We start from the raw sequence: 25675 nt of genomic DNA, 5'->3' as shown, positions 1-25675 counted from the left end.
GCCCTGCGCGCGGCGGAATCCTCAGTAAGGTAAGGATGCGTGAAAGCCCTCCGCCGGTTTACCGTCCGTGCTCACCTACCTGATCGTCTTGCCGCGCTGGACCAGCTGTCGACCAACTTGCGGTGGTCCTGGGAGAAGTCGACGCAAGACCTGTTCGCGACCATCGACCCAAAGTTGTGGGCGAATTGCCACGATCCGGTGGCGCTGCTGGGTGCGGTGAAGCCCGCGCGGCTTGACGAGTTGGCCATCGATGAGGAGTTTCTGCGCCGGCTCGATACGCTGGCGGCCGATTTGAACGACTACCTGAGCCGTCCGCTGTGGTACCAACAGCACCAGGTCGACGGGGCGGCCGGCCCAACCGGGATCGCCTACTTCTCGATGGAGTTCGGCATTGCTGAGGTGTTGCCCAACTACTCCGGCGGCCTCGGGATTCTCGCCGGCGACCATCTGAAGGCCGCCTCCGACCTGGGTTTGCCGCTGATTGCGGTGGGTCTCTATTACCGCTCCGGCTACTTTCGTCAGTCGTTGACCGCCGAGGGGTGGCAGCATGAGACGTATCCATCGCTGGACCCGCAGGGGCTGCCCCTGCGGCTGCTGACCAATGCCCAAGGTGACCCGGTGCTGGTCGAGGTGGCCATGCCGGATTCCGCGCAGCTGCGGGCGCGGATCTGGGTTGCTCAGGTTGGTCGCGTGCCATTGCTGCTGCTGGATTCCGACGTCCCGGAAAACGAACATGAACTGCGCAGCGTCACCGACCGTTTGTACGGCGGCGATCAGGAACACCGCATAAAGCAGGAGATCCTTGCGGGTATCGGCGGAGTGCGGGCGATCCGTGCGTACACCGCCATCGAGGGGCTGCCGGCGCCCGAGGTGTTCCACATGAACGAGGGCCACGCGGGATTCCTTGGGGTAGAACGCATCCGAGAGCTGGTGACCGATTCGGGATTGGACTTCGACACCGCGTTGTCGGTCGTGCGATCCAGCACCGTGTTCACCACCCACACCCCGGTGCCCGCCGGTATCGACCGGTTCCCGCTGGACATGGTGCGGCGCCACTTCGATGACAGCCTCGGCGATGGCGTGTCCACATTGCTGCCGGGGGTGCCGACCGATCGGGTGCTCGCGCTGGGCGCCGAGGACGATCCGACCAAGTTCAACATGGCCCACATGGGCCTGCGGCTGGCGCAACGGGCCAACGGCGTCTCGCTCCTGCATGGCCGGGTGAGCCGGGCGATGTTCAACGAGCTGTGGCCGGGTTTCGACCCCGACGAGGTGCCGATCGGGTCGATCACCAACGGCGTGCATGCGCGCTCCTGGGCCGCACCCCAGTGGCTACAGCTGGGCCGCGAACTGGCCGGATCGGATTCATTCAGCGAGCCCGCCGTGTGGCTGCGGTTGCAGCAGGTCGACCCCGGACAGCTGTGGTGGATCCGCTCGCAGCTGCGCGCGCTGTTGGTCGAGGACGTCCGGGTGCGGCTGCGCCAATCGTGGCTGGAACGCGGCGCGTCAGAGGCCGAATTAGGCTGGATTTCAACGGCATTCGATCCCAATGTGCTTACCGTGGGATTCGCCCGGCGGGTTCCGACGTATAAGCGGCTGACCCTGATGCTGCGCGATCCGGATCGGCTCGAACAGCTGCTGCTGGATACGGAGCGGCCCATCCAGCTGATTGTCGCCGGGAAGTCGCACCCTGCCGACGACGGCGGGAAAGCGTTGATCCAGCAGGTGGTGCGGTTCGCCGACCGGCCGGAGGTGCGGCATCGCATCGCGTTTTTGCCCAACTACGACATGTCGATGGCCCGGCTGTTGTATTGGGGCTGCGATGTCTGGCTGAACAACCCGCTGCGGCCGTTGGAGGCTTGCGGTACGTCAGGCATGAAGAGCGCGCTCAATGGTGGTTTGAATCTTTCCATCCGCGACGGCTGGTGGGACGAGTGGTACGACGGCGAAAACGGTTGGGAGATACCGTCTGCCGTCGGCGTAGCCGACGAGGACCGTCGCGACGACCTGGAATCCAGCGCGTTATATAACCTGCTGGAGCAGGCCGTGGCGCCAAAGTTCTATGAGCGCGATGAGCATGGTGTGCCGCCGCGGTGGATCGAAATGGTGCGGCACACCTTGCAGACGCTTGGTCCGAAAGTGCTGGCCTCGCGGATGGTGCGCGACTACGTCGAGCATTACTACACGCCGGCGGCGCGGTCGTTGCGCCGGACAATCGCGATACAAGCTGACGGAAGCGAGTTCGGTGCGGCCCGCGAGCTGGCCGCATACCGCGGCCGCGTGGAAGAAGCCTGGCCGAAGATCGAAATCACTGATGTCGACAGCACGGGTCTGCCGGATACGCCACTGCTCGGATCGAAGCTGACGCTGACCGCGACCGTGCAGCTGGCCGGGCTGGCGCCTGACGAAGTGACGGTGCAGGCGGTGCTGGGCAGGGTGGACGCCGGCGATGCGCTGCTGGATCCGGTCACCGTCGAGATGTCATATGCCGGTGGCGCCGAAGGCGGCAACCAGGTCTTCTCGACGACGACACCGTTGCCGCTGGCGGGCGCGCTGGGGTACACGGTGCGGGTGTTGCCCCGTCATCCGATGCTGGCCGCCAGCAACGAGCTTGGCCTGGTCACCCTGGCTTGACCGCGAGCAGACGTGAAAGCCCCCGATTCCCCGGGGATTCGGGGGCTTTCACGTCTGCTCGCGCGGGGAGGCCGCAGCCAACCGCTGCAGTGCGCCGCGGACCTGCGTGGGGTTGGTGGTCTGCCAAAACGGCGGTAGCGAGGCGCGCAGGTAACCGCCGTATCGGGCGGTGACCATTCGCGAGTCCAGCACTGCCACCACGCCACGGTCGGTGATGCGGCGCAGCAGCCGGCCTGATCCCTGCGCCAGCAACAAAGCGGCGTGGCTTGCCGCGACATCCATGAACCCGTTGCCGCCACGCGCTGCCACCGCACGCTGGCGGGCACTCAGCAGTGGGTCGTCCGGACGTGGGAACGGGATGCGGTCGATCAGCACCAACGACAGCGACGGACCCGGCACGTCGACGCCCTGCCACAGCGACAAAGTCCCGAACAGGGAGGTCTCGGGGTCGTCGGCGAACTGCTCGACGAGCGCCGAGGTGCTGTCGTCGCCCTGGCACAACACCGGCGTGGCGAGCCGTTCGCGCATGGCTTCGGCGGCGGACCGGGCCGCCCGCATCGACGAGAACAGTCCCAGCGTGCGCCCGCCGGCGGCGGCGATGAGTTCGGCGATTTCGGTCAACTGCTCGGCCGTGCCGGTGCCGTCACGGCCGGGCGGCGGGAGATGGGCTGCCACGTAAAGGATTCCGGACTTCGCGTGCTGAAACGGCGATCCGACGTCCAGCCCGCGCCAGCGATGATCGGCATCGCTCAGGCCCCACGCGGTGGCCATCGCGTCGAACGACCCGCCGACGGTCAGCGTGGCCGACGTCAACACCGTCGTGGAACGGGAGAACACCTGACCGGCCAGCAGCCCAGCCACCGACAGCGGAGCCACACGCAGCACGGCGCGCGGCGAACCGCGGTTGTCTTCGTGGTCCAGCCAAACCACGTCGGTGCGATCGGGGATGGCGGGGCCGAACGACTCCAGGATCCGCGACGCGGTATCGGAGATCTCGATCAGTGCCGCAGCCGCTTCGGCGCGCGCTGACGCCGCCTTCGCATCGCTGGTCGTGTCGATCGCCGAGCGTGCCGCGCCGGCAGCGTCGCGCAGCGCGGCCAGATACGCAGCCATCTCCTGGTCGAGATGATCGATGCGACCGGGTGTCCCGTCGTGGATCGCCGAGGCGAAGGTGGCCGACGCCGCCTCCAGCCGCTGGGTCAGTTCGGGGTCCACTAACCGCGTGATGCGCCGCGCCGCAACGCCGAGGGCGGCCGACGTCAATTCCGCCGTCGCAACCGAGGTCACTCGGTCGGTCAACTCGTGTGCTTCGTCGACGACCAGCAGCGTGTGTTCAGGCAGCACCGCCGAATCCGCGACAGCGTTGATCGCAAGCAGTGCGTGGTTGGTGACGACAACATCGGCGCGGGCGGCAGCGGCGCGTGCTCGTTCGGAGAAGCACTCGGAGCCAAACGGACAGCGGGCCACACCCATGCATTCCCGCGCCGACACGCTGACCTGGGACCACGATCGGTCCGGCACGCCGGGCTTGAGGTCGTCGCGATCACCGGTATCGGTGGTCGACGCCCACTCGGTGAGACGTTGCACATCGCGGCCCAGGGCCGTGACCGCCATCGGGTTGAAGAGCTCCTCCTGCGGCCGCTCGTCATCCTCGGCAGACTCGCCGCCCTGATGAATCTTGTTGAGGCACAGATAATTTCGTCGCCCTTTGAGTAACGCGAACTGCGGCCGGCGAGGCAGTGCGGCGGCGAGTGAGTCGGCCAGCCGAGGCAGATCTCGATCGACAAGTTGACGCTGCAACGCGATCGTCGCTGTCGACACCACAACCGGCCCGTCGTCGCCGATCGCACGCACAACCGCGGGAACCAGATAGGCAAGTGATTTGCCGGTGCCGGTGCCGGCCTGGACGACCAGGTGCTCGCCGGTTTCGAAGGCCTCCGCTACCGCGGTCGCCATCTCCAGCTGGCCGGCGCGTTCGCTGCCCCCGAGCGCGGCCACGGCGATGGCCAACAGCTCGGGCACGGACACAGAAACGTCGGACGTGATGACTTCCTTGTGCTCAGGCCGGGATCGTCTGCGTCGGAATCGCCGGATCGCCGGGCGCCAATTTCAGCCCCTCCCAAGGCAAGCTGTGCAATCCAGACACCACAAGCTTTCGCGCCGTAGCCAGGCTTGCATCGGCCACCACCCGACCGCCCCGCACGAGCGGCGTGGTCAACACTCGGCGCGGCTCGTCGATGGTTGGCGGGCGACCCGCCGGATGAACAATCTCCTCGGTGATGGTGCCGGTCGGGCGTGACAGCCGTAGCGCCTCCTTGCGGCCGCCGCGGGACTCCTTGTGGCTGCTGCGCTTTTGCACCGGGATGCCATCCACCTCGACGAGCTTGTAGACCATGTTCGCCGTCGGTGCGCCCGATCCAGTGACCAGCGACGTGCCCACGCCGTAACCGTCCACGGGCTCGGCGCGCAGCGCGGCGATGCTGAACTCGTCGAGATCGCCCGACACCACGATGCGGGTCTGGGTGGCGCCCAACCGGTCGAGTTGGTCACGCACCTGGCGGGCAAGGACGCCGAGTTCGCCCGAGTCGATGCGCACCGCGCCGAGCGTCGCACCGCCCGCCGCCACGGCATTGGCCACGCCGGTCGTCACGTCATAGGTATCCACCAGCAGCGTGGTGCCGGACCCCAGGGCGTTGACCTGGGCACGGAACGCGGCCAGCTCGGCCATCTTTGCGTCCCGGTCTTCTTGGCTGTGCAGCATGGTGAACGCGTGCGCCGCGGTGCCCTCCGCGGGCACGCCGTACCGCCGCTGGGCTTCCAGGTTGGATGAGGCAGCGAAGCCGGCGATATAGGCCGCGCGGGCCGCGGCGACCGCGGCCCGTTCGTGGGTCCGGCGCGAGCCCATCTCGATCAGTGGGCGGTCGCCGGCGGCGCTGACCATGCGTGCCGCCGCCGACGCGATCGCGGTGTCGTGGTTGAGGATCGACAGCACCAGCGTTTCGATCAGCACGCATTCGGCGAAATTGCCTTGTACCGACAGCACGGGGGAGCCGGGGAAGTACAGCTCGCCCTCGGCGTAGCCGTCGATGTCGCCGCCGAAGCGGAAATCGCGCAGGTAGCGCAGCGTGTTGGGGTCGAGGAAATGGGCCAGCAGCTCGCACGCCTCATCGTCGAACCTGAACTCCGGCAAGGTTTCCAGCAGTCGCCCGGTTCCGGCGACCACCCCGTACCGGCGACCCGCGGGAAGACGCCGGGCGAACACCTCGAACGTGGTCCGGCGATCGGCGGTGCCATCGCGCAGCGCCGCCGCCAGCATCGTCAACTCGTACTTGTCGGTCAGCAGCCCCGCTAAGTTCACAGCGCAACGTTATCGGTTCGCATCACTGGCTCGGTATCAACGCCCGGGGCTCGGTATTCTGGGGCCATGGTTGTTGCCACGTCAGCTCCCGCCAAGCCGGGCACCACTGGGCAACGCGAGTCTGCGCCCGTCGACGTGACGGCCAGCCCATGGGTCACCATCGTGTGGGACGACCCTGTCAATTTGATGACCTACGTGACCTATGTGTTCCAGAAGTTGTTCGGCTACAGCGAGCCCCATGCCACCAAGTTGATGCTGCAAGTGCACAACGAAGGCAAGGCAGTGGTCTCGGCGGGCAGCAGGGAGTCTATGGAAGCCGACGTGTCCAAACTGCACGCCGCCGGGTTGTGGGCGACGATGCAGCAGGACCGGTGAGATTCGAGGGTATCCGGATCCACCGTGCGCAAATGGAAGCGCGTCGAGACCCGCAATGGACCCAGATTTCGGTCGTCGTTGGCTCCGCATGAGGCAGCCCTGCTCAAGAACCTGGTAGGCGCCATGATCGGTTTGATCGATGAGCGCCAATCCTCCTCGCCGTCAGACGAACTCGAAGAGATCACCGGTATCAGGACCGGGCATACGCAGCGTCCGGTGGATCCGACGCTGCGTCGGCTGCTCCCCGACTTCTACAAGGGCGAGGACGACAACCCGTTGGCCGCCGAGAGCGCCGAGAGCCTCAATGCCGCGCTGCGCAGCCTGCACGAGCCGGAGATTCTCGACGCCAAACGTGTTGCCGCGCAGCAGTTATTGGATACGGTTCCGGAGAACGGCGGCCGGCTAGAGCTCACCGAGGACAGCGCCAACGCGTGGATTACGGCGGTCAACGATCTTCGGTTGACGTTGGGAGTGATGCTTGAGATCGGCCCGCGGGGTCCGGAGCGCCTGCCGGCCGACCATCCGCTGGCCGCGCACTTCGACGTGTACCAGTGGCTGACGGTGCTGCAGGAATACCTGGTCCTGGTGTTGATGGGGTCCCGATCATCGTGATGGCGGCCGGATGAATTCCATTACCGCCGTCGGAGGCATCCGTGTCGGCCACCACCAGCGGCTGGCCCCGGATGCGGCCCTCGGCGCCGGCTGGGCCTCCGGGGTCACGGTGGTGCTGGCTCCGCCCGGGACGGTCGGTGCGGTCGACTGCCGGGGCGGCGCGCCCGGGACCCGGGAGACCGATCTGCTGGACCCGGCCAACAGCGTGCGGTTTGTCGATGCGGTGTTGCTTGCCGGCGGCAGCGCCTACGGTCTGGCCGCCGCGGACGGCGTCATGCGCTGGCTGGAAGAACATCAGCGCGGCGTGGCGATGGGGACTGGGGTGGTGCCCATCGTGCCGAGCGCGGTGATCTTCGACTTGCCCGTCGGCGGTTGGGATTGTCGGCCTACGGCGGAGTTCGGCTACGCCGCATGTAAGGCCGCCGCTGGCGCCGACGGTGCGGCCGTCGCCGTCGGAACCGTCGGCGCGGGGGTAGGGGCGCGCGCCGGCGTCCTCAAGGGCGGCGTGGGGACGGCATCGATGACCTTGGCATCCGATGTGACCGTCGGAGCGATGGTGGTGGTCAACTCCGTCGGCAATGTCATTGATCCGGCCACCGGCCTGCCGTGGATGGCGGACCTGATCGACGAGTTCGCGTTGACGGCCCCGCCGGCCGCGCAGGTCGATGCGTTGGCGCAGCTGCCGTGCACGCTCAGCCCGCTCAACACGACGATCGGCGTGGTCGCGACAGACGCCGCGCTGAGCGTTGCGGCTTGCCGGCGCGTCGCGATTGCCGCCCACGATGGGCTGGCCCGTACCATCAGGCCCTCGCACACCCCGCTGGACGGCGATACAGTGTTCGCGCTGGCCACCGGGGCGGTTGAGGTGCCCCCGGCCGCTGACACGCCGGCCGCGCTGTCCCCGGAGACGGAGCTAGTCACCGCGATCGGCGCGGCCGCGGCCGATTGCCTGGCTCGTGCGGTGCTGGTCGGGGTAATGGCCGCCGCGTCGGTAGCCGGAATACCAACCTACCGCGACGTGTTGCCCGGGGCATTCGGGGTGCAAGCCAACCTATAGAGGAAGGGCGGACGTGCTGGTGATACGTGCCGACCTGGTGGATGCCATGGTCGCCCATGCACGCAGAGACCACCCCGACGAAGCCTGCGGCGTGCTGGCCGGCCGGGAGGGTAGCGACCGTCCCGAACGGCATATCCCGATGGTCAATGCGGAGCGCTCGCCGACCTTCTACCGTTTCGACTCCCAAGAGCAGCTCACAGTGTGGCGGGCGCTGGAGGAAGCAGAGGAAGCGCCCGTGGTCATCTATCACTCGCACACCGCGACCGAGGCGTACCCGAGTCGCACAGACATAGACCTGGCGGCCGAACCGGACGCGCATTACGTACTGGTGTCCACGCGCGACCCCGACCGCCACGAGCTCCGCAGTTATCGCATCGTCGACGGTGCCGTCACCGAAGAACTTGTCAACGTCGTCGAGCAGTACTAGCCAGTCAAATGATCAAACAGCCTCGAGAAAGGCCCTCATGAGCGTCACCGTCTCGATTCCGACCATCCTGCGGCCCCATACGGGTGGCCAGAAACGCGTCTCCGCGAGCGGCGACACGCTGGGTGCGGTTATTAGCGACCTGGAGGCCAACTATTCGGGTATCTCCGAGCGTCTGATCGATAACGGCAAGCTGCACCGCTTCGTGAATGTTTATGTCAACGACGAAGACGTGCGGTTTTCCGGGGGCCTGGACACCGCGGTCGCCGACGGCGACTCGGTCACCATCCTGCCCGCCGTGGCGGGCGGGTGAGCCGGTGATTGAACCGAGCCGATGACGCGATACGACTCGCTGTTGGAGGCCCTGGGCAACACGCCCCTGGTTGGCCTGCAGCGGCTGTCACCGCGCTGGGATGACGGGCCGGACCGGCCGCACGTGCGGCTGTGGGCGAAGCTCGAAGACCGCAATCCGACCGGGTCGATCAAGGACCGGCCGGCGCTGCGGATGATTGAGCAGGCCGAGCGCGACGGACTGCTCACGCCGGGCGCGACGATCCTCGAGCCCACCAGCGGAAATACCGGCATTTCGCTTGCAATGGCGGCCAGACTCAAGGGTTACCGGCTGATCTGTGTGATGCCGGAGAACACCTCGGTGGAACGACGTCAGCTCCTGGAGCTCTACGGCGCGCAAATCATCTTCTCCCCGGCCGAAGGCGGATCCAACACCGCGGTGTCGACCGCCAAAGAACTAGCCGAGGCCAACCCATCGTGGGTGATGTTGTATCAGTACGGCAATCCGGCCAATACCGACTCGCATTACTTCGGCACCGGCCCCGAGCTGCTCGCCGACCTGCCCGAGATCACCCACTTCGTTGCCGGCCTCGGCACCACGGGCACGCTGATGGGGACCGGGCGGTTTCTCCGCGAACATGTCCCCGACGTGAAGATCGTGGCGGCCGAACCCCGCTACGGCGAGGGGGTGTACGCGCTGCGCAACATCGACGAAGGATTTGTGCCCGAACTGTATGACCCGGAGGTACTCAGTACCCGGTACTCGGTCGGCGCCGCCGACGCGGTGCGCCGCACGCGCGAGCTAGTGGATGCCGAAGGCATCTTCGCGGGCATCTCGACCGGAGCGGTCCTGCATGCTGCGCTCGGAGTGGGCGCAAACGTGGTGGCGGCCGGCGAGCGCGCGGACATTGCCTTCGTGGTAGCCGACGCCGGATGGAAGTATCTGTCGACCGGTGCCTACGCCGGTAGCCTGGATGATGCCGAAACCGCTCTGGAAGGGCAGCTATGGGCATGACCCGCGCCGGCGACGATGCAGAGCATGAAAGCGATGTGGGGGCACCTCCCGCTTGCGGGGGAGAGGAGCGGCGCGCATGACTGGGTCAGCCGGACATCCGCACACACCTGCGACGCGGCCGGAGAAGCGGCCACGCTGGATGGTCGGCGGGGCCACGATCCTTACGTTCGTCGTGTTGCTGTGGGTCATCGAGTTGTGGGACGGCCTGACCAATCATCGCCTCGACCGCAACGGCATCCGACCACTGGAGACCGACGGGCTGTGGGGCATCCTCGTCGCGCCGCTACTCCACGCGAATTGGGATCACCTGATCGCAAACACCGTTCCGGCGCTCGTGCTCGGTTTCCTGATGACGCTCGCGGGCTTGTCACGGTTCGTTTTCGCCACGGCCATCGTCTGGATTCTCGGTGGCTTCGGCACGTGGCTGATCGGCAATGTCGGCGCGCACTGCCCATACGTCGGCGTGCGCTGCGAGACCAACCACATCGGTGCGTCGGGCCTTATCTTCGGCTGGCTAGCGTTCCTGATCGTGTTCGGGTTTTTCACCCGCAAGGTGTGGGAGATCGTCGTCGGCGTCGTCGTGTTGTTCGTCTATGGCGGCGTCCTGCTCGGCGTGCTGCCCGGCACCCCCGGGGTGTCGTGGCAGGGTCACCTGTGCGGGGCGATCGCTGGCGTAGTGGCGGCCTATCTGTTGTCAGCACCGGAGCGCAAGGCTCGCGAGCGAAAACGGGCCCTCGGTTCGTCGCACGTGAAGACATGAATTCGCCGCTGGCGCCCGTCGGAGTGTTCGACTCCGGCGTCGGGGGACTGACGGTTGCGCGGGCGATCATTGACCAACTGCCGGACGAGGACATCATCTACGTCGGCGACACCGGCAATGGCCCGTATGGTCCGCTGTCCATCCCGGAGATTCGTGCGCACGCGCTGGCCATTGGTGACGACCTGGTCGGCCGGGGGGTTAAGGCGCTGGTGATCGCATGCAATTCGGCATCTGCGGCGTGCCTGCGGGACGCTCGTGAGCGTTACGAGGTACCCGTGGTCGAAGTGATCCTGCCGGCTGTGCGCCGAGCGGTTGCGGCCACGCGCAACGGCCGCATCGGCGTCATCGGCACGCGGGCGACCATCACCTCGCATGCCTACCAGGACGCGTTCGCCGCTGCCCGCGACACCGAAATCACGGCCGTGGCGTGCCCGCGCTTCGTGGACTTCGTCGAGCGCGGGGTCACCAGCGGCCGTCAGGTGCTCGGATTGGCTGAGGGTTATTTGGAGCCGTTGCAGCGCGCCGAGGTCGACACTCTGGTGCTGGGTTGCACCCACTATCCGCTGTTGTCTGGACTGATTCAACTGGCGATGGGGGACAACGTCACGCTGGTCTCCAGTGCCGAGGAGACCGCCAAGGAGGTGGTCCGGGTGCTCACCGAAACGGACCTATTGCGCCCTCATGATGCGCCGCCGGCCACCCGGATGTTCGAAGCGACGGGTGACCCCGAGGCGTTCACCAAACTCGCGGCGCGATTCCTCGGCCCGGCTTTAACCGGTGTTGAACCTGTCCGTCACACCCACGTTTCATAGGTATGGGGATGATTCTGGTCACGCAATGCGGCGATGTTTTCTCCATCGTGGTAACAGGCATGGCACAGTAGTGTCCGTGCGAATAACCGTGCTCGGATGCTCCGGGAGCGTCGTGGGTCCGGATTCGCCTGCATCGGGCTATTTGCTCCGAGCTGCCGGCACGCCGCCGATGGTCATCGACTTCGGCGGGGGCGTGCTCGGTGCTCTGCAACGGCACACCGATCCCGGCTCGGTGCACGTGCTGTTGTCGCATCTGCACGCCGATCACTGCCTGGACTTGCCCGGACTATTCGTGTGGCGTCGCTACCACCCGTCGCGTCCCAAAGGCAAGGCATTGCTGTACGGCCCGAGCGACACCTGGTCGCGGTTGGGTGCGGCGTCGTCGCCATATGGCGGGGAAATCGACGATTGCTCGGACATCTTCGACGTGCACCACTGGGTCGACGGTGAGCCGGTGACGTTCGGCGCGATCACGGTGGTGCCTCGGGTGGTTGCTCACCCGACCGAGTCGTACGGCATGCGGTTCACTGATCCCACCGGGGCTACGCTGGCCTATAGCGGCGATACCGGCGCCTGCGAGCAGCTTGTCGACCTGGCTCGCGGCGCCGACGTTTTCTTATGCGAAGCCTCCTGGACGCACTCACCAAAACATCCGCCCGACCTGCATCTGTCGGGCACTGATGCCGGGAGGGCTGCGGCGCAGGCCGGCGTCCGCGAATTGCTGTTGACCCATATCCCGCCCTGGACCTCGCGTGAGGATGTGATCACCGAGGCCAAGGCCGAATTCGACGGTCCCGTGCATGCGGTGGTCTGCGGTGAGACGTTCGAAGTCCGGCGGGCCTGACAACACAACAGCGGAACACCTACGCGATCTCAAGCTGCTGCGCCACGTCCGCGACAGGATGGACCGCGAGTACGCGCAACCGCTGAACGTCGAGGCACTCGCCCGCGGCGTGAACATGTCTGCCGGGCACCTGAGTCGCCAATTCAAGATCGCCTACGGGGAGTCGCCATACTCCTACCTGATGACGCGCCGCATCGAGCGCGCGATGGCGCTGTTGCGTCGCGGCGATCTGTCTGTCACGGAAGTCTGCTTCGCCGTTGGCTGTTCGTCGCTGGGCACCTTTAGTACTCGGTTCACCGAGTTGGTCGGCATGCCGCCCCGCGCTTATCGGGACCAGACGGCTCACGTGACCGCGGGAATCCCGTCGTGTGTGGAAAAGCAGGTGTCCAGACCGGTCAGGAATCGAGAAGCGCCCGGCATCGGGCTGCACCTAGCGTGAGCGTCATGGACATCACCATTCACTCGAGCTTTCTCCCGCACGAGGACCCGGAGGAATCCCTGGCGTTCTATTGCGACGTCCTCGGCTTTGAGGTTCGCCTCGACGTCGGGAAGGGCAAGGTACGTTGGGTCACCCTCGGCCCGCCCAACCAGCCCGAGACCTCCATCGTTCTGTACCCGCCCAATGCCACGCCCGGCATCACCGACGAGGAGCGCCGCATCATCTCGGAAATGATGGCCAAGGGCACCTATGGCATGCTCCTGTTGGCCACCGAAGATCTCGATGGCACCTTCGAGCGGTTACAGGCCCGCCTTCAAGCTGGCAATGGCGAGGTGGTCCAGGAGCCGACCGAGCAGCCGTACGGGGTTCGTGACTGCGCACTGCGTGATCCCGCTGGCAACATGGTGCGCATCCAAGAGCGGCGCTGACAGACTCTTCAACTGGATGCCGGGCTAGTGTGGCGTCGTGTCCAAACGAGAAGACGGCCGCCTTGACGACGAACTTCGCCCGGTGGTCATCACCCGGGGATTCACCGAAAACCCCGCGGGATCGGTGCTGATCGAATTCGGTCATACCAAAGTCCTGTGCACCGCCAGCGTCACCGAAGGCGTGCCCCGCTGGCGCAAAGGATCGGGTCTGGGGTGGCTCACCGCGGAGTACGCGATGCTGCCGTCGGCCACCCATAGTCGCTCAGACCGCGAATCTGTGAAGGGCCGGCTCAGTGGGCGCACCCAGGAGATCAGTCGGCTGGTCGGCCGGTCGCTGCGGGCGTGTATCGACTTGGCGGCGCTGGGGGAGAACACCATCGCAGTCGACTGCGATGTGTTGCAGGCCGATGGCGGGACCCGCACTGCGGCCATCACCGGCGCCTATGTGGCGCTGGCCGACGCGGTGACTTACTTGTCGGCGGCGGGCAAGCTGTTGGATCCCAGGCCGCTGTCGTGTGCGATCGCCGCGGTCAGCGTCGGCGTGGTCGACGGCAGGATCCGGGCGGACCTTCCATACGAGGAAGACGCACGCGCGGAGGTCGACATGAACGTCGTCGCCACCGACACCGGCACGCTGGTCGAGGTGCAGGGCACCGGCGAGGGCGCGACGTTCCCGCGGTCAACGCTGGACAAGTTGCTCGACATGGCGCTTGGCGCCTGCGACAAGTTGTTTGCCGCGCAGCGCGAAGCGCTGGCGTTGCCGTACCCGGGTGTGTTGCCCGAGGGACCGCCGCCGCCGAAGGCGTTCGGGAGCTGACCGCGCCGGCGACGATGCAGAGCGGGAGCGAAGAGGAGGAGCGGCGCTTGTGACCAAGCTTCTGGTTGCCAGCCGCAACCCCAAAAAGCTGGCCGAACTGCGCCGGATGCTCGACGGCGCCGGGGTGTCCGGGTTGACGCTGGTGTCGCTCAATGACGTGGCGCCGTTCGACGAGGCTCCGGAAACCGGAGCGACGTTCGAGGACAACGCATTGGCCAAGGCGCGCGGTGGGTTCGCCGCGACCGGTCTGGCGACGGTCGCGGACGATTCCGGTTTGGAGGTGGCCGCGCTGGGCGGGATGCCTGGCGTGCTATCGGCGCGATGGTCGGGTCGCCATGGCGATGATGCCGGCAACACCGCACTGCTGCTGGCGCAGCTGCGTGACGTGCCCGACGAGCGGCGCGGTGCCGCGTTCGTCTCGGCGTGCGCGCTGGTATCGGGTTCCGGCGAGGTCGTCGTGCGCGGCGAGTGGCCGGGCGCGATTGCCCGGGAACCGCGCGGTGACGGCGGGTTCGGCTATGACCCGGTCTTCATTCCCGACGGGTCCGAGCGCACCGCCGCGCAGCTGAGCCCGGCGGAGAAGGATGCGGTATCCCACCGTGGTCGCGCGCTGCGACTATTACTGCCGGCGCTGCGAGCGCTGGCTTAAAGCCCGAAGCGCGCCTTGATGTTCTTGGTCTGGAAGTGCTCGACGATGATGCCCAGCAGTGGGATGGTGCCGGCGAGCAGGACACCGACCGTCTTGGGGATCGGCCAACGGACCTTGATGGCGAGGTTGAATGCGGCTAACACGTAGACGAAGTAGACCCAGCCGTGCACGACCTCGATCCACCGGATTTCGTGGTGGAAGACGAGATGCGAGACGATCTCGTAGCACAGCGCGATAAGCCAGATACCCGTCGTCCACGCCATGACCCGGTAGCCGGCCAGCGCCGTACGGACCTTCTCGGGGGGAAAGACTGACTGCTGCGCTTCGGGTGTCTCGGGTGTGGTCATGCGGTTGTCCTGTTCTGCTTTTCGGCGTCGCTCTTGGCGAGCTCGGCAAGGTAGGCGTTGTATTCCTGCAGTGCGGGGTCGTCGGGTGGTGGCTGCGCGGGCTTGGGTCTCTCGGGGAGCAGTCCGGCGGGTATTTCGGTGGGTCCGTTGTTTCGCGGCGTCGGCGGTATCTCTTCGTAGCGAACGAACTTGCGGTACGCGTAGATGCAGAACCAGGCGAACAGCGGCCACTGCAGCGCGTAGCCGAGATTCTGGTAGGTGCCCGACACCGATTGGAATCTGGTCCACTGCCACCACCCCAGGGCCAGGCAGCCGCAGGCCGCGACGATCACCAGGGCGATCAGCGCGGGCCTGCGACGACGTGTAGTGGACACCCCTCGACGGTACCGCGAGCGGCTCACGACACAGCCGTCTGCGAGGGACACGCCAAAGCCTTTCGGCTACGGAAGCCAAGTTGGGCTGCACCGCCGACAAGTCGTGGACAGACGAAGCGATAAGATCGCGAGGGCCAGCGGGCGTGGCGAAATGGCATACGCGATGGCTTTAGGTGCCATTGCTCGAAAGAGCGTGAGGGTTCGAGTCCCTCCGCCCGCACCAACGCTCAACTGTGCACGCACTCGTTGGCCGCGCGGCAGCGAATGCAACTGCTCGGTTTCCAGCAGGACGCTTCGCCAACGTTGGTTCGCCTCCGGTGTAGCCACAGGCACCAGCCTGACTTCACCGCTCTGCCAGCAATCGAGCCCTTTCTATCGGTGGGTCGTCACCAGGTTGTGCACGCGTACGCGACATTCCCGCGCCAACGTGAGTCGCGCGACTCAACCGAGTTGCTGAACGGCCACAACGCCTCCCCGGGGCCATATCGCGAGCCATATTGATCAGCACCCAATCCGGTAGTCGGCGGTGAAGGTTGCCTGCCGCAACGGGTGTTGTCGGTTCGGCGAGCCGGAACGCCGGTCCGCGTTTCGGCAGGGTCAGTCCGCTCGGTGTTGCGCGTCGGCGCGCGATACATTCCCGGCTGCTAAATTGCTTTGCCACCAAAGATTTTGGGTTGCGTAGTCCCGCGCGTTGCGCGGCAGAACCCAGTCGGGGTGCCCGGATGCTTCGTCGGATTCCAGCATCCTGATTTGGTCATCGGTAGCCAAGGCTTGATGTCGCGCCAGGTGGTCATGCCGGTGAAGGCTAAGCCGAAGCCCGTCTATGCCAAGGTGTCTCACGCATTTGCTGCAGTCTTCACGCTCAGCGTGAACGTTCACGATACGGTTATTGTTCGGCGGGCGGAAAGCGCCGCAGGCAGTAGATTGTAAGCTCAACAGTCAGCTCGTTGAGTTGGCGATTGAGGCGCGGGATGCGGGCTTGTGCAACGGCAAACGTGATCAACGTCTTTAAGCCCGTCACGCCATCGGTGCGCTGTCTTATCTCGTCAAGGCTCTCGATCTTTTTGATCGCATCGCGGCCCTCTTGCGCCGCTAATCCCAGCATCTTGGGGACGCGTTCCGTGATTTCCGGTTCATCGGTCAACTCCAATATCGCGGGGCCGTGAGTTGCGATCCGCTCGTACTTGTCACCAATGGCCTCCACGAGAACCGCCCTGAACTCGCTGATGTAGCGGCGAAAGTCTTCTACGTCGCGGGGGGCCGGGCGGGCGACATCCGCCATGCGCTGCTTGACGAATTGATCCCGCTCTAGTCGCTCGTTGAGCGCCGACAGGAACTCGCGGATATGGCTCTCAAGTCGAGCGTCGCGCGCCTCGCCGGTCATGGTTCTGAGGGTTCGAACTTCCTCAGCGCTGGGGAAGTAGTTCTCCGACAGGCCCCATGCCCGCCACCAACCATCTGAGCAGAGACGCATCGTCAGGACGTGGACGTTCGGCAGCAGCGCGTCACCAAATGCTCGTATCGGATGATCTCCGGGATTGGGCAGAAATTTTACGTACGCGATATCGTCGCCGTCAGGACAACGCTCGACGAACTGCATCATTCCGGCGTTTGAGAGCCGCTCAAAAGCCTCCTCGTAGTCGCCCCATGCTGGCGGATGCCAGGTCAAACTGTGTAGGGCCGTGGTGCATTGGGCTCTGTCGAGCAGCGCGCTCCACCATATGAACGCCGCTCCCAGCGCGTCGGTGGGCTTTGGCCCCCCATCTGGGAAGCATGCTTGCATCAGTTCGGGTCCGGATACGATTTCGAACGGCATCGGTTCGTTGGGGTCCCAAGCAGCAGCTTCGGCAGAAACGGCGAGGTCGGTGAAATTGGGTACGGTCGTCCTCAGCCTGAGGTAGAACTCTCTGAAAGTAAACGGTGGACGTGTGTACTGTTTGCGTTGCTCAGCGAGGCAGGCAAGCGTGGCCTCTCGGTCGAGGTCAAGTTGGTCTTGTAGGAAGTCGTCAGGGTGGACGGCTTCAATGTCGTACTGTGACAACGATTCTGGCGGAAAGTCGCGGAGGTTCGCGGTCACAATCAGTGCGGCTCCGCCACGCACCGCAGCTGCGGCCACATGGCGGTCTTTGGGGTGCGTCGTCATGGCTGGGATCAAATCTTCGTAACCCTCGACTAACGCGTTTGGGAAGGCTGATCGCATGTGCCCTAGCCGCCGTGACGCCTTTTCGGGTGTGACACCGAACTTTCCGGTCAGGTTTCGCTCAACCTCGGCCAGGATTTCCTCTGACCACAACGGCTCATACATCTCGGCGTCGGCCAGCCAAAGCAGTAGATCGGCGAGCTGATATGGCAAAAGCACACAGGCGTCCAGCAGGACACGAATCTTGGGCACAGGTCAGCGAGTCTCCGTAAAGCCGTTGATGTGCCGGTAGGCGTCGTCTTCTGCGGCCTCGTCAGTCATCGCTTCCAATTCGCTACGCCTCCGTTGCCTGATCCGCTGTTGGTATTCGAGCAAATCCTTCAACTGCACGCGCCGGTGCCGACCCGGCTGGGTGAATGCGATTTGGCCGGACTTCAACAGTTTCACCAGGGTGGGCCGCGATACCCCCAGCAGGTCGGCTGCCCCCTGTGTGGACAGCAGAGCGGAGCGCGGTTCGAGTGTCACGCCGTGGCCTGTGCCCAGCGCTCTACTCGCGTGGCTAAGGACGTTGCGAAGCTCCCTGCTCAACTTGAATGTCTGGCCGTCTGGGGTGACCAACAACAGCTCCGCGTCGCTGTCGAGGATCTCGGCCAGATCTTTCAACTGCGATCCTTCTTCTGAGCCGCCGGGCGGCAGAACAGTGTGATCAGCAAGAACATCCATCAGCCCATGATAAATCGAAAAAAACGAAAGCAGTAGGTCCGGCTAGACCAGGACAAGCGACATCATGAGTCGAAGTGACTCAGGTCGCCAGGCTTTCGGACGCGCAAGAGATCCAGCTTGGCCCCTTGCGTAGTTTCCCAAAACAACCGCTGATCAGGAGTTTAGCGTTTTCGCCCCGCGCGGGATGTCAACTGTTCGCGGCCCTGCGGCGCAGCCGGGCTGGAGCAATAGCCAAGGGTTACACCCCATGCAGTGACACGCGGTCAACGCGGGGCGGCACAGCGTGGTGGTCGGTGTTTGCTCCGATTCCTCTTGCCGTTAGGCGGCGGAGGTGCTGGGGCTGCGATGCGTTTGCACTGTCTCCAGGCTTCCCGTGCCCACATCGTGCCCACAATTTTTCGAGAGTTACAGATAACTGGCGTTAAGTGTCGTAGCTTATTTGTGCAGGTAGAGGCGAAATCAGACCCCTGATCAGGTAGCTGAATAGGGTTCGACTCCCTCCGCCCCCACCAACGGTGGGACGCCGAAGTATGTCCTGTGTTTGCTGGCTCAGTCGTGCGAAAGTGCGGATGCTGCCGTGTAGCGCCACACTCTTCCTTGATCTGTACGCCTATCGGGCACACAATGGGGGACATGGCTACCAAGACTGAGCGTATCGCGGTGCGCGTGACCCCTGAGCAGGACGCGTTGATTCGCCGTGCCGCCGAAGTCGAGGGAACTGACCTCACCAACTTCACCGTCACGGCGACGCTTGCGCATGCCCGCGACGTGCTGGCCGACCGCCGACTGTTCGCCCTCGATGACGCCGCCTGGGCAGAGTTCCAGGCGAGGTTGGACCGGCCGGTCGTATCCAAGCCGGCGCTCGACAAGCTGTTCGCCGAGCCGTCGATTTTTGAGAGCTGACCCGCGTGGCTGGCGGTTACAGCCGCCCGCGGCCGATCAGCGAGTCTGACGAGGTTGCCACCTTCGACAGTGGCGAAAACAGCCTGGACGAGTACCTGCGTCGGCGGGCGTTGGCCAACCATGCGCAGGCGGCGTCGCGCTGTTTCGTGACGTGCCGGGGGCGCCGGGTGGTCGGCTTCTACGCACTGGCGTCGTCGTCTGTGGAGCATGCCAGCGTGCCGGGGAAGGTACGCCGCAACATGCCCGATCCGATACCGGTGGTCCTGTTGTCGCGGCTGGCGGTCGACCGTCAAGAGCAGGGCAACGGCTTGGGCAGACATCTGCTGCGCGATGCGATCAGGCGGTGTATCTGGGTGGCCGAGCAGGTCGCCGTACGGGCGATACTGGTGCACGCGTTGCACGACGGCGCGCGCGCGTTCTACGCCCGGTACGACTTCGAACCTTCCCCGACCGACCCGATGCACCTTTTGCTGACGATGAAGGATGCCCGCGCGCTCATCGCGACGCCGCCGCCGGGGCCAACACGCCAGCACCGGTTGACCTAAGCTAAGGTAACCCTTAGTTTGTGGGGGTAACTTACTAGGTCTGGGTGCACTGTCTGATGAAGACCGTGACGTCACGTCTCGGAGGGCGACCGCCGCTCATCGCCGTTGACGACATCGTCCGGGTCGGTCGCGAGCTGGGTATGCGACGGCTGAGCGTCAACGCCGTCGCGGCCCAACTCGGTGTATCGGCGACGGCCCTGTACCGCCATGTCGAAAGCCGTTGGGAACTCGAGCGTTTGGTCGGCGAGAGCCTGCTCGCCGAACTCGAGCTGCGCGAAGACCCGCAGGAAGATGTCGAACGGCACCTGCTTTCGTTCGGAATGCAGCTGTGGCACTTCGCCATTGACCACCCCGGCCTCGCGGCATACCTGCAGGTGTTGTTCCCACGCGGCGATGCCGGCATGCGGCTATTGGTAGCCGAGGTCGAGGCGCTGAGCCACCACGGGTACGCCGCGGATGCGGCCATGGTGTTGAGCAGCGCGGTCGCCACGGTGGCGATTAGTCTCGCCGCTCGGGACGAGAGCAACACCATCGCAACCGGCGGTGACCAGGCCAACGGCTTCGCCGCGGAGCGCGATGCCGTTGCAGGCCGGTTGGCCGGTAACGCACAGCTGAGTGCGGCTCACATCGCGTTGCCGCAGCTGTCGAGTTCAGAGTTTGTGCGGCTGTTGTTGGCCGCGTCGATCCGCGGTCTGGTCGGAGAGATTCCGCCGGGTCGCCCGATCTTAGAAGTCGTGGCGGCGCACGCCACGGGAGAGGACCGTTGATGGCACGCGGGTTGCAGGGCGCGATATTGCGGGGTTATGGAGCGCGCGACCACATGGCAACGGTGATCGAAACCTTCCTCATCGCACCGCATTTCGTCCGGATAAGAATGGTATCGCCGACGCTGTTCGAGGACGCCGAGACCGAGCCGGCGGCCTGGCTGCGGTTCTGGTTTCCCGACCCCAAAGGGTCCAATACCGAATTCCAGCGGGCCTACACGATTTCCGAAGCAGATCCCGCTACCGGCCGCTTCGCGGTCGACGTTGTGTTGCATGACCCGGCCGGTCCGGCCTCGCTGTGGGCGCGCACCGTCAAACCCGGCGCGACCATCGCGGTCATGGCGCTGATGGGCTCGTCACGGTTCAGCGCGCCCGAGGAGCAACCGGCCGGCTACCTGCTCATCGGAGACTCGGCATCGATCCCGGGGATGAACGGGATCGTCGGTACGGTGCCAGACGATGTCCCGATCGAGATGTATCTCGAGCAACACGACGACAACGACACGCTGATCCCCATCGCGCACCATCCCCGGCTGCGGGTGCATTGGGTGAGCCGGTGCGACGAGAAATCACTGGCCGACGCGATCGAGAGCCGGGATTGGTCGAATTGGTATGCCTGGGTGACACCCGAGGCGACGACGCTCAAGAACGTCCGCAAGCGGCTGCGTGATGCGTTCGGGTTCCCCAAGTCCGAGGTACACGCGCAGGCGTATTGGAGCGCAGGCCGTGAGATGGGCACCCGCCGCGGTGGCGAACCGAAAGCTGCCGAACCGGTGGCCCAACAACCTACGGCCGCACCGCCTTCCCGCGGCAGTTGGCGCACCCAGGCCGCGGGCCGGTTACTCGCGCCGCTGCGGTCGGCGCTGATCCTCTCCGGGCTGCTGCAGGCGGTGATAACGCTGCTGCAGCTGGCACCCTATGTGCTGCTGGTGGAACTGGCTCGACTACTGGTATCCGGCGCAGAAGCATCGCGGCTGTGGGACATCGGATTGGCCGCCATTTCGCTGCTGGGCCTTGGCGCTGCGCTCGGCGCCGCCCTCATGTTGTGGCTGCACGTCGTCGACGCGCGGTTCGCGCGCGGGTTGCGCTCACGACTGTTGAGCAAGATGTCCGCGCTACCGCTGGGCTGGTTCACCGAGCGTGGGTCGGGGTCGATCAAGCAACTGGTGCAAGACGACACGCTATCTCTGCATTACCTGGTGACTCATGCCATCCCGGACGCGGTCAACGCAATCGTCGCGCCGGTGGCGGTGCTGGTCTATCTGTTCGTCGTCGACTGGCGGGTGGCGCTGGTGTTGTTTGGGCCGGTGCTGGTGTACGTCGTGATGATGTCGACACTCGCGGTTCAGTCCGCCCCGCGCGTCGTTCAAGCTCAGCGCTGGGCCGAGAGAATGAACGGCGAGGCGGGCGCCTACCTAGAGGGCCAGCCGGTGATTCGCGTCTTCGGCGGCGCGGCGGCGTCGAGCTTCCGGCGCCGCTTGGACTCCTACATCGGCTTCCTGGTCGCCTGGCAGCGCCCCCTCGCCGGTAAGAAAACGGTGATGGATCTGGTCACCCGGCCCGCGACGTTCCTGTGGCTGATCGCGGTGACCGGCACCATGTTCGTCATCACCCAGCGGATGGACCCGGTCAACCTACTGCCATTCTTGTTGTTGGGCACCACATTCGGGGTCCGATTGCTCGGCATCGGCTATGGCGTCGGGGGTATCCGAGCCGGGATGCTCGCCGCTCGTCGACTTCAAATCGCGCTCGACGAGCCCGAACTCGCCGTGCAGGAACCGCCACACCAAGCGCCGGCTCCGGACTCACCGGCGACGGTGATGTTCGACCGCGTCAGCTTCAGCTATCGCCCGGGGGTGCCGGTGATCCGGGATGTATCGCTGGAGCTACGGCCGGGCACCGTTACCGCGCTCGTCGGCCCCTCCGGGTCGGGAAAGTCGACGCTGGCCGCCTTGCTGGCTCGGTTCCACGATGTCGAGCAAGGAACGATACGTGTTGGGGGGCAAGATATTCGCTCCCTGACGGCTGACGGGCTCTACACGCGGGTAGGGTTCGTGCTGCAGGAGACCCAGCTCGTGCACGGGACCGCCGCCGAGAACATCGCGTTGGCCATCCCCGATGCCACCAGCGCACAAGTGCAGGCCGCGGCCCGCGAGGCGCAAATCCATGACCGGGTGCTGCGGCTATCGGAGGGCTACGACACCATACTGGGCGCAACCACCGCGCTATCGGGCGGCGAACGGCAACGCCTTACCATTGCCCGCGCGATCCTCGCCGATACCCCGGTGCTCATTCTCGACGAAGCCACCGCCTTCGCCGATCCGGAATCGGAATACCTTGTGCAGCAAGCCCTTAACCGTCTGACTCGCGATCGCACCGTGCTGGTGATCGCTCATCGACTGCACACCATCACTCGAGCCGACCAGATAGTCGTGCTCGATCATGGCCGAATCGTCGAACGCGGCACCCACGAGGAATTGCTCGCCGCCGATGGGCGATACCGCCGGCTCTGGGAAACCGGCCAGGGCCATCCGATGGCCGTCACGGCGGCTCAAGAGGGTGCCCGATGATCCGCACCTGGATACGCCTTGTTCCAGAAGAGCTCCGCCCCAAAGTGATTGGCTATGCCGTGCTCGCATTCGTGTCCGTGGTGGTGCGCGCGGTCGGCACGGTGTTGCTGGTCCCGTTGGTGGGGGCGTTGTTCAGCGACGCACCGCAACGAGCATTGGTCTGGCTGGGCTGGCTCACCTCCGCGACCGTGACGGGGTGGGTGATCGACACCATCACGGCGCGAATCGGTTTCGATCTTGGTTTTGCCGTGCTCGACCACACGCAGCATCACGTGGCCGATCGGCTTCCCGGTGTTCGGCTGGACTGGTTCACCGCCGACAACACCGCGGCCTCCCGGCAGGCGATTGCCTCAACCGGGCCGGAACTCGTTGGTCTGGTGGTCAACTTGCTGACCCCGCTGACCTCGGCGATCCTGCTGCCCGCGGTCATTGCGCTGGCCTTGTTGCCGATCTCCTGGCAGCTCGGGGTGGCGGCGCTGGCCGGGGTGCCGTTGTTGCTAGCGGCGTTGTGGGCCTCGGCCCGCTTCACGCGTCGCGCGGACAAGGCGGCCGATGCAGCCAACACCGCGCTCACCGAGCGAATCATCGAGTTCGCCCGGACCCAGCAGGCGTTGCGCGCCGCGCGTCGTGTCGAGCCGGCGCGAAGTCTGGTGGGCTCCGCGCTGAACGCGCAGCACGGCGCGACAATGCGGTTGCTGCTCATGCAGATTCCGGGCCAGCTGTTGTTCACTTTTGCCAGCCAGCTGGCTCTCGTCGCGCTGGCGGGCGCCACCACCGCGCTGACGGTGACGGGCACGCTGACGGTGGCGGAGGCGATCGCGCTGATCGTTGTGATGGCCCGCTACCTGGAGCCATTCACCACCGTCAGCGAACTCGCACCGGCGCTGGAGAGCGTTCGCGCCACACTCGACCGCATTCGTGCTGTCCTGAGCGCGCCCGTCGTACTGGCCGGAGCGGGTGCGCTGCGTGACGGCGCCGCGGCTCCGCGCATCGACTTCGAAGACGTTGTCTTTAGCTATGACGGCGTAAGTGGGCCGGTGCTCGACGGGATCAGCTTCTCCGTGCAGGCGGGAACCACGACGGCGATTGTCGGCCCCTCCGGCTCTGGCAAGAGCACCATCTTGGCGCTGATCGCCGGTCTGTACGAGCCGACCCGAGGCCGCGTGCTCATCGATGGGGTCGACGCCGCCACACTGACTGCCGACCACCGGAGGGCGGTTAGCAGCGTCGTGTTCCAGCATCCTTACCTATTTCACGGGACGATCCGCGACAACGTGTGCGCCGGAGACCCCGGTGCCGACGACGACCGATTTGCGCAGGCTGTTCGGCTGGCGCGAGTCGACGAGCTGGTGGGCAGGTTGCCGGACGGCCTGGAAACGGTCGTCGGCGAAGCCGGCTCGGCGCTGTCCGGCGGTGAGCGGCAACGGGTCAGCATCGCGCGCGCCTTGCTGAAGCCCGCGCCGGTACTGCTGGTCGACGAGGCGACGAGCGCCCTGGACACCGAGAACGAGGTTGCGGTGGTTGACGCGCTCACCGCCGATCCGCAATCGCGTACCCGGGTGATCGTCGCGCATCGGTTGGCCAGCATTCGGCATGCCGACCGCGTCCTCTTTATCGAGGATGGCCGAGTGGTCGAGGACGGTTCGATCAACGAATTGCTCACTGCAAGTGGACGTTTCGCCGAGTTTTGGCGACAGCAGCACGACGCCGCCGAGTGGCGGATCCACGCAGAGTGATTCCCCGGTATCCCGGTGATGTGACGCCTGAGTGGTTGTCGGCGGTACTCAGTGAACGGGGCACACCCGTAGAGGTCTCCCAGGCCGACGTCGACGCCATCGGGACCGGGCAGACCGGCTCCACCTACCGGGTGACTGCCAAGTACCGGACAAACCCGGGTGGATTGCCGCCAACCTTTGTGATCAAGCTGCCGTCCCAGGATGACACCGTGCGTGGCCGGGTCGCCATCGGCTATCGCAGTGAGTGCGCGTTTTACACGTACATGGTTGATCGGGTCCAGGTGCCGACACCGCAGTGCTTCTACAGCGGGATCGCCGAGGACGCAATGGACTTCGCGCTGCTACTCGCCGACCAGGCGCCCGCGGTGCAGGGCGATCAGATCGCCGGCTGTGGCGAACGAGAGGCTCGGTTGGCGGTTACCGCGCTGGCCGGTTTACACGGACCTGGCTGGTGCGATCCGTTCTGGCTTGATCTCCCCGAGATCGCGTTTCAGCGTCCGGATGAGGCATCCGCCCGGGGGCTGGGCGAGGTCGCGCGGATGAGCGCCGACGTCACACTGGACAAGCTCGGCGACCGACTCAGCCCCGATGATCGTGAGACAGTAAGTGCGACAATGGGTTTGGTGGCGCCGTGGCTACTTGCCGAGCGGGACCGATTCGCCCTGCTGCATGGTGATTATCGCCTCGACAACCTGCTGTTCGATCCCGACCTCGCCTGGGTAAGCGTGGTCGATTGGCAGACCATCGGCGTCGGCCTTCCGGCGCGGGATCTCGCGTACTTCACCGCTACCAGTCTCAATTCCGAGTTGCGGGCCGCCATCGAGGAAGACCTCGTCGACGCGTATTACCAAGCCCTATCGGGCTACGGCATCAACGACTACGACCGCGAAACATGTTGGCGCGATTACCGGCTCGGCATGCCGCATGTCGTCCTGATCTCGGCACTGGGATTCGCCTTCGCCGCCGGCACCGAGCGCGGCGACGACATGGTGGTGACCATGCTGCGCCGCGGTTGTCGGGCGATCCGCGATCTGGAGACGCTCGAGCTGATCGGCTGA

The 25675-nt window shown here is 65.5% G+C and carries 25 protein-coding genes, 1 tRNA gene and 1 pseudogene; 21 read left to right on the top strand and 6 right to left on the bottom strand.

The window, feature by feature from the left end; translation table 11 throughout:
* The first annotated feature begins 39 nt into the window (after window positions 1–39).
* Window positions 40–2634: a glycosyltransferase family 1 protein gene (locus AADZ78_RS19345; RefSeq protein WP_085251737.1), complete on the top strand. Its 2595-nt coding sequence runs from the start codon at window positions 40–42 to the stop codon at window positions 2632–2634.
* A gap of 48 nt (window positions 2635–2682) precedes the next feature.
* Here the strand turns inward: AADZ78_RS19345 and AADZ78_RS19340 are convergent, their stop codons facing one another.
* Both AADZ78_RS19340 and AADZ78_RS19335 read right to left on the bottom strand, forming a co-directional pair.
* Window positions 2683–4680, bottom strand: a complete 1998-nt coding sequence (locus AADZ78_RS19340) for an ATP-dependent DNA helicase (protein WP_085251736.1) — start codon at window positions 4678–4680, stop codon at window positions 2683–2685.
* 13 nt (window positions 4681–4693) lie between these two features.
* On the bottom strand, window positions 4694–5992 hold the full coding sequence (locus tag AADZ78_RS19335; RefSeq protein ID WP_085251735.1) for a nicotinate phosphoribosyltransferase: 1299 nt from the start codon (window positions 5990–5992) through the stop codon (window positions 4694–4696).
* 66 nt (window positions 5993–6058) lie between these two features.
* Between AADZ78_RS19335 and clpS the strand changes: the two genes are divergently transcribed.
* The 13 genes from clpS to rdgB all read left to right on the top strand — a co-directional run bounded on the left by clpS (window position 6059) and on the right by rdgB (window position 14515).
* Window positions 6059–6367: an ATP-dependent Clp protease adapter ClpS gene (clpS, locus tag AADZ78_RS19330; protein ID WP_085251734.1), complete on the top strand. Its 309-nt coding sequence runs from the start codon at window positions 6059–6061 to the stop codon at window positions 6365–6367.
* Between the two features lie 24 nt (window positions 6368–6391).
* Window positions 6392–6979, top strand: a complete 588-nt coding sequence (locus AADZ78_RS19325) for a DUF2017 domain-containing protein (RefSeq protein ID WP_085251733.1) — start codon at window positions 6392–6394, stop codon at window positions 6977–6979.
* A 10-nt stretch (window positions 6980–6989) separates the two neighbouring features.
* Window positions 6990–8036 carry a P1 family peptidase gene (locus AADZ78_RS19320; RefSeq protein WP_085251732.1) on the top strand — a complete coding sequence of 349 codons (1047 nt, stop codon included), beginning with the start codon at window positions 6990–6992 and terminating at the stop codon, window positions 8034–8036.
* Between the two features lie 13 nt (window positions 8037–8049).
* Entirely contained in the window at window positions 8050–8463 is a 414-nt protein-coding gene (locus tag AADZ78_RS19315) for a Mov34/MPN/PAD-1 family protein (RefSeq protein WP_085251731.1), read from the top strand.
* 37 nt (window positions 8464–8500) lie between these two features.
* Window positions 8501–8773 (top strand): MoaD/ThiS family protein, encoded by a 273-nt coding sequence (locus AADZ78_RS19310; protein ID WP_085251730.1) that lies wholly within the window; start codon window positions 8501–8503, stop codon window positions 8771–8773.
* A 21-nt stretch (window positions 8774–8794) separates the two neighbouring features.
* The gene (locus AADZ78_RS19305; protein ID WP_085251729.1) at window positions 8795–9766 is read left to right on the top strand and encodes a cysteine synthase; all 972 of its coding nucleotides are present in this window, start codon (window positions 8795–8797) and stop codon (window positions 9764–9766) included.
* Between the two features lie 76 nt (window positions 9767–9842).
* Window positions 9843–10526, top strand: coding sequence for a rhomboid family intramembrane serine protease (locus AADZ78_RS19300; protein WP_085251728.1), 684 nt, complete (start codon window positions 9843–9845; stop codon window positions 10524–10526).
* Window positions 10523–11338, top strand: a complete 816-nt coding sequence (murI, locus tag AADZ78_RS19295) for a glutamate racemase (RefSeq protein ID WP_085251727.1) — start codon at window positions 10523–10525, stop codon at window positions 11336–11338. The genes AADZ78_RS19300 and murI overlap by 4 nt, the downstream gene beginning before the upstream one ends.
* A 70-nt stretch (window positions 11339–11408) precedes the next feature.
* Complete coding sequence (locus AADZ78_RS19290) at window positions 11409–12182, top strand: cyclic nucleotide-degrading phosphodiesterase (RefSeq protein WP_085251726.1); 774 nt, start codon at window positions 11409–11411, stop codon at window positions 12180–12182.
* The gene (locus AADZ78_RS19285) at window positions 12139–12621 is read left to right on the top strand and encodes a helix-turn-helix transcriptional regulator (protein ID WP_085251725.1); all 483 of its coding nucleotides are present in this window, start codon (window positions 12139–12141) and stop codon (window positions 12619–12621) included. Before AADZ78_RS19290 ends, AADZ78_RS19285 begins: the two co-directional genes overlap by 44 nt.
* Window positions 12622–12626: 5 nt before the next feature.
* Entirely contained in the window at window positions 12627–13049 is a 423-nt protein-coding gene (locus tag AADZ78_RS19280; protein ID WP_085251748.1) for a VOC family protein, read from the top strand.
* Window positions 13050–13086: 37 nt separating this feature from the next.
* A complete protein-coding gene (rph, locus tag AADZ78_RS19275) occupies window positions 13087–13866 on the top strand; it encodes a ribonuclease PH (RefSeq protein WP_085251724.1) in 780 nt (259 codons plus the stop codon).
* Between the two features lie 49 nt (window positions 13867–13915).
* A complete protein-coding gene (gene rdgB, locus AADZ78_RS19270; RefSeq protein ID WP_085251723.1) occupies window positions 13916–14515 on the top strand; it encodes an RdgB/HAM1 family non-canonical purine NTP pyrophosphatase in 600 nt (199 codons plus the stop codon).
* On the opposite strand, the gene AADZ78_RS19265 is transcribed toward rdgB, so the two are convergent.
* Together AADZ78_RS19265 and AADZ78_RS19260 are read right to left on the bottom strand one after the other, a co-directional pair.
* Window positions 14512–14862, bottom strand: a complete 351-nt coding sequence (locus tag AADZ78_RS19265; RefSeq protein ID WP_085251722.1) for a DUF3817 domain-containing protein — start codon at window positions 14860–14862, stop codon at window positions 14512–14514. The two genes, rdgB and AADZ78_RS19265, sit on opposite strands and share 4 nt — an antisense overlap.
* Window positions 14859–15236, bottom strand: a complete 378-nt coding sequence (locus tag AADZ78_RS19260; RefSeq protein ID WP_085251721.1) for a hypothetical protein — start codon at window positions 15234–15236, stop codon at window positions 14859–14861. Before AADZ78_RS19260 ends, AADZ78_RS19265 begins: the two co-directional genes overlap by 4 nt.
* A gap of 137 nt (window positions 15237–15373) precedes the next feature.
* Here AADZ78_RS19260 and AADZ78_RS19255 point away from each other — a divergent pair.
* Window positions 15374–15459 (top strand) — tRNA-Leu (locus AADZ78_RS19255).
* Window positions 15460–16122: 663 nt separating this feature from the next.
* Here the strand turns inward: AADZ78_RS19255 and AADZ78_RS19250 are convergent.
* Both AADZ78_RS19250 and AADZ78_RS19245 read right to left on the bottom strand, forming a co-directional pair.
* Window positions 16123–17628 carry a PIN domain-containing protein gene (locus tag AADZ78_RS19250; RefSeq protein WP_139828864.1) on the bottom strand — a complete coding sequence of 502 codons (1506 nt, stop codon included), beginning with the start codon at window positions 17626–17628 and terminating at the stop codon, window positions 16123–16125.
* A gap of 3 nt (window positions 17629–17631) precedes the next feature.
* On the bottom strand, window positions 17632–18099 hold the full coding sequence (locus tag AADZ78_RS19245) for an excisionase family DNA-binding protein (protein WP_085251720.1): 468 nt from the start codon (window positions 18097–18099) through the stop codon (window positions 17632–17634).
* Between the two features lie 594 nt (window positions 18100–18693).
* Between AADZ78_RS19245 and AADZ78_RS19240 the strand changes: the two are divergent.
* The 6 genes and pseudogenes from AADZ78_RS19240 to AADZ78_RS19215 all read left to right on the top strand — a co-directional run.
* Window positions 18694–19002: pseudogene (locus tag AADZ78_RS19240) on the top strand (DUF1778 domain-containing protein); the annotation flags it as partial.
* Window positions 19003–19007: 5 nt separating this feature from the next.
* On the top strand, window positions 19008–19547 hold the full coding sequence (locus tag AADZ78_RS19235) for a GNAT family N-acetyltransferase (protein WP_085251719.1): 540 nt from the start codon (window positions 19008–19010) through the stop codon (window positions 19545–19547).
* A 56-nt stretch (window positions 19548–19603) separates the two neighbouring features.
* On the top strand, window positions 19604–20314 hold the full coding sequence (locus AADZ78_RS19230) for a TetR/AcrR family transcriptional regulator (protein ID WP_085251718.1): 711 nt from the start codon (window positions 19604–19606) through the stop codon (window positions 20312–20314).
* Entirely contained in the window at window positions 20314–22881 is a 2568-nt protein-coding gene (locus AADZ78_RS19225; RefSeq protein WP_085251717.1) for an ABC transporter ATP-binding protein/permease, read from the top strand. The genes AADZ78_RS19230 and AADZ78_RS19225 overlap by 1 nt, the downstream gene beginning before the upstream one ends.
* Complete coding sequence (locus AADZ78_RS19220; protein WP_085251716.1) at window positions 22878–24617, top strand: ABC transporter ATP-binding protein; 1740 nt, start codon at window positions 22878–22880, stop codon at window positions 24615–24617. Before AADZ78_RS19225 ends, AADZ78_RS19220 begins: the two co-directional genes overlap by 4 nt.
* Entirely contained in the window at window positions 24614–25675 is a 1062-nt protein-coding gene (locus tag AADZ78_RS19215) for a phosphotransferase family protein (RefSeq protein WP_085251745.1), read from the top strand. The genes AADZ78_RS19220 and AADZ78_RS19215 overlap by 4 nt, the downstream gene beginning before the upstream one ends.

This window comes from Mycobacterium riyadhense, from assembly GCF_963853645.1.
GTDB classification, from domain to species: Bacteria; Actinomycetota; Actinomycetes; order Mycobacteriales; family Mycobacteriaceae; genus Mycobacterium; species Mycobacterium riyadhense.
The sequence above is the reverse complement of the archived record's forward strand: the minus strand, read 5'-3'. Positions and strand labels throughout refer to the sequence as shown.